This is a genomic window from Metabacillus niabensis (assembly GCF_902829255.1).
GTDB lineage: Bacteria > Bacillota > Bacilli > Bacillales > Bacillaceae > Metabacillus > Metabacillus niabensis.
Genome location: NZ_CADEPK010000138.1, coordinates 1 through 10,440, shown reverse-complemented (window position 1 = coordinate 10,440; position 10,440 = coordinate 1). Strand labels below are relative to the sequence as shown.

General features: G+C 36.5%; 9 protein-coding genes. All 9 read left to right on the top strand.

All coding sequences use genetic code 11. The annotated features are described in order from the left end of the window. The coding region (locus HU235_RS11335) for a substrate-binding domain-containing protein (protein ID WP_174880291.1) at positions 1-316 on the top strand (316 nt) is incomplete at its 5' end. Between the two features lie 310 nt (positions 317-626). Continuing rightward, entirely contained in the window at positions 627-1,952 is a 1,326-nt protein-coding gene (locus HU235_RS11330) for an ABC transporter substrate-binding protein (RefSeq protein WP_095300052.1), read from the top strand. A 132-nt stretch (positions 1,953-2,084) separates the two neighbouring features. Next, entirely contained in the window at positions 2,085-3,014 is a 930-nt protein-coding gene (locus HU235_RS11325; RefSeq protein WP_095300053.1) for a carbohydrate ABC transporter permease, read from the top strand. A 4-nt stretch (positions 3,015-3,018) separates the two neighbouring features. Then, on the top strand, positions 3,019-3,855 hold the full coding sequence (locus tag HU235_RS11320) for a carbohydrate ABC transporter permease (protein ID WP_095300054.1): 837 nt from the start codon (positions 3,019-3,021) through the stop codon (positions 3,853-3,855). A gap of 47 nt (positions 3,856-3,902) precedes the next feature. Continuing rightward, on the top strand, positions 3,903-4,544 hold the full coding sequence (locus HU235_RS11315; protein ID WP_095300055.1) for a YesL family protein: 642 nt from the start codon (positions 3,903-3,905) through the stop codon (positions 4,542-4,544). A gap of 34 nt (positions 4,545-4,578) precedes the next feature. Further along, on the top strand, positions 4,579-6,081 hold the full coding sequence (arfA, locus tag HU235_RS11310; RefSeq protein WP_174880290.1) for an arabinosylfuranosidase ArfA: 1,503 nt from the start codon (positions 4,579-4,581) through the stop codon (positions 6,079-6,081). 141 nt (positions 6,082-6,222) lie between these two features. Then, a complete protein-coding gene (locus HU235_RS11305) occupies positions 6,223-7,227 on the top strand; it encodes a substrate-binding domain-containing protein (RefSeq protein ID WP_174880289.1) in 1,005 nt (334 codons plus the stop codon). A gap of 27 nt (positions 7,228-7,254) precedes the next feature. After that, positions 7,255-9,048 (top strand): cache domain-containing sensor histidine kinase, encoded by a 1,794-nt coding sequence (locus HU235_RS11300; protein ID WP_174880288.1) that lies wholly within the window; start codon positions 7,255-7,257, stop codon positions 9,046-9,048. Positions 9,049-9,072: 24 nt separating this feature from the next. Beyond that, positions 9,073-10,284 carry a response regulator transcription factor gene (locus HU235_RS11295; protein ID WP_174880287.1) on the top strand — a complete coding sequence of 404 codons (1,212 nt, stop codon included), beginning with the start codon at positions 9,073-9,075 and terminating at the stop codon, positions 10,282-10,284. The last annotated feature ends 156 nt before the right edge of the window (positions 10,285-10,440 follow it).

Genomic DNA, 10,440 nt, shown 5'->3' with positions numbered 1-10,440 from the left:
TATTGATGTATTACATACATATTCTTTTAATGAGGATAGAAAAACAGCGATTGTATGCTCATGTGATTTGTATGCTCTTGAAGTGATGAATTTTTTAAAGGAAAAAGGGTATGAGATCCCGCGAGATGTTGGTGTAATGGGCTTTGATGATATTGATATGCTGAAATATGTTACACCAAGGCTTACAACGGTCAAATATCCAATCGTTGAAATCGGCTGCAAAGCGGTAGAGAGCCTGATTAACAAGATAGACAGTGGAGACTTTTTACCAACACCATTACTTGATTATGAGATTATTAAAGGTGAATCTATTTAACTATTGATTCCTAAAGATTTGATTATTTCCCTTTTCTTATTTAAAAACGTGTACGTACACGAAATAGTACAAATATTCATATCTTGCCTACTAAACTTCTTCTACACATACAATAAACTCCAGTTCTATTAGTACATATTTTTAATTTAACAGTTGGTTATCGATAATTTTATGTATGTTTTCGTGTACGTACACGTAGACTTCATTTGGCGAGTTTTCCTTTGACCTTGAAGGAGGTGATAAGCACTTGACACATATCAAACGAACATTATTTGTAAGCGCTTAATAACGAGATTAAGGGGGAGCTAGGATGAGGAAAAAAAGTCTGTTTTTTATTCTTTTAGGATTCATGGCTATCTTATTAATTGCATGTAACAAAGGGGAGACAACTGGAGAGGAGGCAACATCAACGGAAGTTATAGGTGATGATAAGGATGCAACAGAATTAAAGTTTTGGACATTTGTTGAGCTACACACTGATCTCTTTAAAGATTCAGTCGAACGCTGGAATAAGGAATTCCCAGATAGGAAGATTAAGCTGGTAGCTGAAACGTATCCTTACGATAATATGCATAATAATTTATTACTCGCTTTACAGTCTGGTAAAGGTGCACCTGATATTGCTGATATAGAAATTTCCCGCTTTCCAAACTATTTACAAGGTGAACCACAATTGGAGCCGATGAATGAATATGTGGAGCCAGTTAAGGATAAATTTGTTGAATCGCGATTTGATATTTATGCGAAGGATGGAAAATATTATGGTATTCCAACACATGTTGGAGCAACAGTTATGTATTATAACACCGAAATTATGGAGGCAGCTGGTGTAGACATTGATTCGATTAAAACATGGGATGATTATGTTGAAGCAGGGAAAAAGGTCGTAGAAAATACTGATGCTATGATGACAACCGTTGAAACAGGAGGGTTTATGTCATTTTGGTCAATGGTTTCTCAACAAGGGTCAGATTTCTTTGATGAAAACGGGGAAGTCATTCTTGATAATGAAACAAATATTAAAACTGTTCAATTCCTATACGATATGGTTCATACTCATAAGATTGCTGAGATGACTCCTGGTGGTGAAAACCATATGGAGGAATATTACAAATATATGAATGAAGGTGGAGCAGCTTCGGTTGCGATGCCGATGTGGTATATGGGGCGTTTTACAGATTATATGCAGGATTTAAAAGGGAAAATTGCGATTCGCCCACTACCAGCATGGGAAGAGGGAGGAAATCGCTCTGCAGGAATGGGTGGTACTGGAACTGTTGTCACCAATCAATCAGAGCACGCTGAATTAGCAAAAGAGTTTTTAGCGTATACAAAGCTATCTGAGGAAGGGAATATCGCCCTTTGGAAGGTGCTTGGATTTGATCCACCTCGTTGGGATGTTTGGGAAAGTGAAGAAATGAAAGAAGATAATAAATTTTATCAATACTTTGGGACAAATATTTTTGATGTGTTACTTGAAATTAAGGATGAAATTAATGCTGTGAATATTACTGAGAAAACACCGCTCGTTCAGCAACAACTAAGTACAAACGTATTTACAAATGTCATCAGGCAAAAGTCACAAACACCGGAAGAGGCACTGAAACAAGCTGCAGATGAGATAAGGAATAATTAAAGTTATTTATAATCCTTTTGAAAGACTAAAAGAAAACTCTTTGCGTATTGTTTGTGAGGGATCTCGGGAATGTTATATCACTTGGGATCCTTTTGCCGAAAAAATTGATATGAAATAAAAGGGGTTGAACCCATGGAACCAATTTCTTCTACCGAAAATAAGATGGTAAAGCCTGTTCGGAAAACAAATTTTCTATTTTCTCAAAAAATGGCACCTTATGTGTTTGTTGCACCATTCGTCATCTCATTTTTAGGGCTTTTTTTCTATCCTTTAGTAAAAGGGATCTTAATGAGTTTTCAAAGTATACTACCTGGACAGGTGGCATTTATCGGTTTAGCTAACTATTCAAAGATTTTAAATTCTACGTTTTATCAAGCGTTATACAATACAACCATTTATGTCATTTTGACAACGGTTATTTTAGTTGCGGTTCCGATGATTTTGGCAACAATTTTAAACTCGAAGTTGATGAAGTTTGCAAGTGTTTTTCGAGCCTCGCTTTTTATACCATCGTTAACATCCGTTATCGTTGCTGGTGTTATTTTTCGACTCATGTTTGGTGAGTCTGAAGAAGGATTAGCGAACTCAATCCTTGGATTTTTTGGGGTTGGACCTGTTGAATGGAAATATCATGCTGGTACTGGAATGTTTTTAATGGTGCTATTGGCATCCTGGCGCTGGGTAGGTGTAAATATCATCTACTTTATGGCAGGATTGACGAATATTCCGAAAGAATTGTATGAGGCGGCAGAAATCGATGGGGCAGGCGTATTACAAAAGTTTTACCATATTACATTGCCATTATTAAAACCTGTCACACTTTATGTTGCAACGATAACGGTCATTGGTGGGTTCAGAATGTATGAAGAAAGCTTTGTTTTTTGGGAAAATGGCTCACCAGGAAACATTGGTCTGACAGTTGTTGGCTATATTTATCAGCAAGGCTTTCAAATGAATAATATGGGGTTCGGCTCAGCAATTGGCGTAGTTTTAATGGTCATTATTTTTGTAATTAGCGTTCTTCAGCTGAAATTTTTTGGCGCATTGAAAAAGGAGGGATAAGTATATGACAAAAAAGGAAAAAATCATTTCTTGGATTCTAGTAATCTTTGTTGGTGTAATCGCATTACTTGCTATCTCCCCACTTGTTAGCTTATTTATCTCTTCATTGAGGCCATCAGCGGAGTTAATTCGAAATGGGATTACCTTATCAATACCTTGGAATGAGCTAAGCATGAAAAATTATGTGAATATGTTTCAAAATGGTGGTAATTATTGGACCTGGTATTTTAATAGTTTGCTTATATCGGGTTTAACGATTGTCCTATCTCTATTTTTTTCTTCAATGGTTGGGTACGCTCTTGCTGTTTACAAATTTAAAGGTCAACAATTGATTTTTATCCTAGTGCTATTAATCTTAATGGTCCCGTTTGAAATTTTAATGCTGCCACTTTATCAGTTAATGACGACATTAGGTATGATCGATAATTATTTGGCTGTTATTTTACCAATGATTGTTGCACCCGTTGCCATTTTCTTTTTTAGACAATATGCTATCGGTTTACCTAAAGAATTAATGGAATCGGCAAGAATTGATGGTTGCTCGGAATACGGGATTTACTTAAGAGTAATGGCACCATTAATGTTACCATCATTCGCTGCAATGGCAATTTTACAAGGCTTGGGGAGTTGGAATAATTTCTTATGGCCGTTAGTTGTTCTACGCTCTAATACGATGTTTACATTACCGATCGGATTATCAACATTATTAACACCATATGGAAATAACTATGATGTATTAATCGCCGGTTCCGTTATGACTGTATTACCTGTTATTATTCTGTTTTTATTTTTCCAACGCTATTTTATTTCTGGTTTAGCAGTTGGTGGTGTAAAAGGGTAAGTTTACACTTCCTACAACAATAATTCAATCGCAAGGAGGTTTGCCATATGGAAGGAAATACATTAATGAGTAGAATGAATACATTGCTAACATGGATTACTAGATTAGCATATTTAAATGGGTTATGGCTGATGTTTAGTTTACTTGGAATAGTCATTATTGGTTTTTTTCCAGCAACTGTTGCGATGATGACTGTTTGTAGGAAGTGGTTAAATGGAGAAGAGGATTTTTCTATTTTCAAAACATTCCATGTCACATATAAAACAGTCCTTCTACATTCTAACCTGATCGGCTGGATTCTAGTGAGTGTTGGTGCAATTTTATATGTCGATTATCTTATATTAGCAGCAAATATTGGGAAGTTCTCGATTGTCTCTATTTCAGCATTTTATCTGTTTCTGTTTTTTTATCTCGTAACAGCATCACATGCTTTTCCTTTGTTTATACGTTATCAAGGTTCTGTGCTCACTTGTATTAAAAACGCCTTCATAACGGGCTTATTAAATATTCACTTTTCAATTGCGATCATTATTAGTCAATCAGCATTTTTTTATTTAATGTTTTCTTATCCAAGTACCGCCTTATTTTTCCTTGGCAGCATCCTATCTATGATTCAAATCTGGTTAACAGATCGATCATTTTTAAAGATTGAAAAGAAGGTAAATAAGGCGATCATAGCGAAATCTTAAAAATCAAATAAAAATAGTGAAAGGAAGATGAATCATGACAGTTAAAGCAAAAATGACGGTCGATAAGGAATATAAAATTGGACAAATAGATGAAAGAATTTACGGGTCATTTATTGAGCATTTAGGAAGAGCTGTCTATGAGGGAATTTATGAGCCAGATCATCCGTCAGCAGATGAGCAAGGCTTCCGTACCGATGTGATTGAGCTAGTAAAGCAGCTTAGAGTTCCATTAGTAAGATATCCTGGAGGAAATTTTGTATCCGGTTACAATTGGGAGGATGGTGTAGGTCCTGTATCTGAACGACCTCGACGCTTAGATTTAGCGTGGCGTACAACGGAAACGAATCAAATTGGAACAAATGAATTCATTGATTGGGCGAAGAAGGTAAACGCAGAAGTAAATATGGCGGTTAATTTAGGAACAAGGGGTATTAATGAAGCTCGTAACTTCGTTGAGTATTGCAACCATCCTTCTGGCTCCTATTGGAGTGATTTACGAATTTCTCACGGCTATAAGGAACCACATAAAATAAAAACATGGTGCTTAGGCAATGAAATGGATGGTCCGTGGCAAATTGGTCATAAAACAGCAAATGAATATGGAAGAATCGCAGCAGAGACAGCAAAGGCTATGAAATGGGTTGATCCATCAATCGAGCTTGTCGCCTGTGGAAGCTCAAATCGTAAAATGCCGACGTTTGCGGAATGGGAAGCAACAGTGTTAGAGCATACGTATGATCATGTTGATTATATTTCCTTGCATACATACTATGGAAATCGGGATAATGATTTAGGAAATTACTTGGCACAATCATTAGATATGGACCAATTTATTTATTCGGTCATTTGTACGGCAGATTATATCAAGGCTAAAAAAGGTAGTAAAAAAACCATTAATCTTTCATTTGATGAGTGGAATGTTTGGTACCATTCAAATGAAGCGGATAAAAAAATAGAACCATGGTCGATTGCTCCTCCTCAGCTAGAGGATATCTATACATTTGAGGATGCTCTCTTAGTCGGAAGTATGTTGATTTCGATGCTGAAGCGTGCAGATCGTGTCAAAATTGCCTGTCTTGCACAGCTAGTCAATGTTATTGCACCGATTATGACGGAAAAGGGTGGAGAGGCATGGAAGCAGCCGATTTTCTATCCATACATGCATGCATCCGTTTTTGGTAGAGGAACAGCGTTGCATTCAATTATTTCGGCACCAAAATACGATAGTAAGGATTTTACAGATATTCCTTATTTAGATGCGGTATCTGTTCATGATGAAGATAATGAGGTATTAACGATATTTGCTGTCAATCGTCATCAAACAGAGAACTTATTGCTTGACTGTGATATTCGAAGTTTTGAAGGCTATAAAATTCTCGAGCATATCGTTCTTGAGCATGATGATGTTAAAGCGACAAACAAGCAGAATCGTTCCAACGTTGTTCCACATAGCAATGGCAAATCTAAAGTAGACAATGGTCAACTTGAAGCGAGTCTATCAGCATTATCATGGAATGTAATTCGTTTAGGAAAATAACTTAAATAACCCTTTCCTTAATAGGAAAGGGTTTTTAGGTTATTCCCTTACAAATCTCTTATTGCTACAATAAGGGAATGAACGAGTAACTATACATGTGTATAATGAAAACTAAAAAGGTAGTAATAGAGGTGTCGACAAGTGAAAAAGCTTTTAATCGTATATGCACTTTTATTTTTCCTATTTTTTCTTTATGTTTATGCCTATCACTTAAAGCAACCTCTAACAAGTCTTTTCCGTCCAGAGCAGACTGAATTGAATGATAACGGAAGGGAATATGTGATGGTTACGTTTCAGGCAGGGATTGATTATTGGAAAAATGCGATAAAAGGATTTGAGGATGCAGCAAATGAATTAGATGTATCGACGGAATATCGCGGGGCAACACAGTATGACTCACATGAGCAAATTACTGTCCTTGAACAGGTAATTGCTAAAAAGCCAGCAGGTATTGCGATTTCTGCAATAAATCCTCATGAATTAAATACAACAATTAACAAAGCTGTTGAAGCAGGGATTCCTGTTGTTTTATTCGATTCAGATGCTCCAAGGAGTAAGGCTTTTTCCTTTTTAGGTACAAATAATTTCTCGGCTGGTGAAACCGGTGCACATAAAATGGCTGAATTACTAGGTAGGAAAGGAAAGGTTGGGGTCATAACCTTGCCAAATCAGCTAAATCATAAGGAAAGAACAGATGGTTTCGTCGAAACAATTGAAAAGCAATATCCAAATATGGAGGTAGTGGCGATTAAAGATGGTAAAGGCGATCAGCTTCAATCGGAAAAGGCCGCATCGGAAATAATCAAGGATTATCCTGATATAAAAGGTATTTTTACAACAGAGGCAAATGGTGGGGTAGGCATTGCTAATGCAAAAAAATCGACTAACAAAGGAAATGACATAAAGATTATTAGCTTTGATACGGATAAGCAAACGCTTGATAAAATTCATGAGGGGGATATTTCTGCATCACTCGCTCAAGGAACATGGAATATGGGCTATTGGTCATTACAGTTTCTTTATCAATATAATCAAGAAAAGGCATTAAACAATATAAGCAATGAAACATCGATTTTACCTAAGTATGTAGATACAGGGATTTCAATTGTAACAAAAGAAAATGTGGAAGACTTTTATGCAGAGTGAAATAAAACGATCGAGAGTTGAACATTCATGATCCATAGAGCATTCAAACTAAATAATTTTCCGATCAGACATAAAATCATCGCCCTATTGCTCATTATTAGTATCCTTCCTTCAATTGGTTTAGGCAGCTTAACAGGATATACGGTTGAGCGAATCATTGATAAGCAAGAAACCGAGCATACGTTACAATTAATTGATCAAGTAAATAAGAAGCTTGAATCATATGCTAGCAATATGCAAAATATAAGCTATCTTTTATCAATGGACCCGGAAATAAAAGAATTTCTTACTGAGCAAAATAGTGCTTTTACTGAGGATGAGGATTATTCGATAAGGCAATTTATGCAAGGGTTATCGACACTTTACCCAGAAGTTGCAAGCATTTTAGTCGTTAACAGTCAGGGAGAGTATATTAGTAATGATTTATACACGAGGGGAAATAAGGATCTTACGAAAGAATCTTGGTATAAGGAAGCGGTAGCAAATGAAGGGATCGTTAAAATTATCGGTCATCCAAAAGAGCGAAGCCTTGCGAGTCATGTAAATTATAAAAACAGCGAGGTTGTTACTGTTGTCCGAGCGATTATCGAGCCGGAAACTCAAAAGGTATTAGGAGTTGTTTTGATCGATTTAAAATTACGCGTCATTGCAGAGGCTACAAAAAACGTGAAATTAGGAAAATCTGGCTATCTTATGGTGATTGATGAAGAAGGAGAACAAATTTATGCACCGGCAAATCCGTTAATTAACGAGGTTCCAAAGCGTTTACTAAATGTTGAGGACTCAGGATTTTTTTCCGAAGAGATAGATGGGGATAAGCTGCAATTTATCTATCAAAAGCAACCGTTTACAAATTGGACAACCGTTGGAATTTTTTCATCAAATGAATCGGTTGTTGAGGTAAGAACGATTCATTTATTCGTCATTTGCTTTGTGTTTTTAGTCGTGTTATTCGGTGTGACAGCATCCTATTATCTTTCAAATTCGATGTCTCAGCCAATCGTCCAATTGATGTCTTTTATGAAAAAAGTTGAATCAGGTAATCTTGATATTCGCTATAAAGGGGACAGAGATGATGAAATTGGGATGCTTGGACGAAGCTTTAATCTGATGATTATAAAGATAAATGAGCTACTAAAGCTAACGGAACGTCAAGAGCGGCAAAAACGAGAGGCGGAGCTCCGCAGTCTCCAAGCCCATATAAAGCCTCATTTTCTGTATAATACGTTGGATACGATTAGCTGGATGGCTAGAAAGCAAGGGGCAGTAGATGTTGCAGAAGTAGTTGCCTCATTATCTAAGCTGTTTCGCATTGGCTTGAATAAAGGAAATGACATTATCTTATTTTCAGAGGAAATTGAGCATATTAAAAGCTATTTAAAAATCCAAAAAGCAAGATATCGTGACAAATTAAATTATACGCTCGAGATAGACCCGAGAACAAATGATTTCATGATTGTGAAGCTCATACTTCAACCGATTGTTGAAAATGCTATTTATCATGGGATTAAAGAAAGAAAAGGGCCAGGACATATTCATATTGAAGCGCAAGTCTCGAACGATACATTCGTCATTACCGTGAAGGATGATGGGAAAGGTATTGAAAGTGATCGCCTTCAATTGCTAAGACAAAAGTTGAACAACGTCGACATACAAAATAAACAGGGAGCAGTAGCGGATTTTGGCTATGGAATGATGAATGTTCAATCGCGTTTGAAGCTAACGTATGGTGAAGCTTATGGGATTTCAATAGATAGCGAAATTGCGAATGGAACAACTGTTACAATTGTTTTACCGATAGAAAAGGAACGACCGAAATAATTGTGTAGAGAGGAGGATTTGCCGATGAAAAAAACCGTTTGGAATGTGCTTATAGCAGACGACGAACCGATTATTCGTGAAGGAATACGCGACTCTGTCGATTGGTCTTCACTTAGTATGAATGTTATCGCTGAGGCGGAAGATGGAGAAGAGGCTTTGGAACTTTCGCTAAAATATCAGGTAGATATTTTATTAGTTGATTTAAATATGCCAATTATGAACGGCTTGAGCTTGATTAAGGAAATTCGTAACAAGCTTCCAAGCTGTAAAGTAGTGATTATTACAGGACATGATGAGTTTAAATATGCACAAGAGGCTGTAAGATTACAGGTAACAGATTATATTTTAAAGCCTGCAGATCCACTTCAGCTGAGGGAAGTACTTCTAGGTGTGAAAAAACAGCTAGAAGAATTCGTTAAACAAGATGAACTATTAAGCATTGCATCAAGCCAGCTTGCAAAAAATATGCCTTTGCTCCGTGAGAAGTTTGCTAGAGAATGGAGTGAGGGAAAACTAGAAGATGCTGAAGTTCAAAGACAGCTCAGCTTTCTTGAGCTTCCAATGGAAATCCCAAAACAGCTTGTTATGATCCATTGTCCGGAATATAGCGCAAAAAAACCTTTCCTTAATGAAAAAGAGAAAGGAATCATACTTACTTCTATCCGAAATGAGATAACATGTCACTTAGAAGCAAAACAACATATTCTGTTTTTAGATGAGTCAGAGCGTTTTGTCGTGATTATTTGGGATGATTACCAAGAGCAAAATTGGTGCCAAATTGAACATGATCTTTATCAAGCACTTCAAATGTCTGTGAATATTGTAAAAAAGCATATTGAGGAAAGTGTCGGTTCTGTACAGGAAGTCTACCAGCTATTGAGTGATGAATTGGAAAATGAAGCAGCAATATCGCCAATCGTGAGACGAGCAAAACAGTTTATCACGGAAAATTACACAGACCCTTCGTTAACATTAGAACGTGTCGCAAGCCATCTCCACGTTTCACCTGTCTATTTAAGCCGAATAATCAAGCAGGAATTAGGCGTTTCGTTTGTCAGATTCGTTACAAATATGAGAATTCAAAAGTCAATTGAATTATTGAATCAAACAGATATGCCAATCGTTGAAATTGCTGAAATGGTTGGATATGATACCCAGCATTATTTTAGTACCGCTTTCAAAAAGGTAACTGGGGTATCTCCGATTAAGTATCGGAAGCAAAATATGATGCTATAGCTTGAAAGGCTAAATCTAATAGATTTAGTCTTTTGATTTTTTTAAACTATATATATCTTTGATGTTCTAAAACGACTTAGTATCTAAAAGGTTTATAGAGGGGCTCACATATTCACAAATCATAAGTCATAGGTATAATGGCGTAGAGACGTCTAT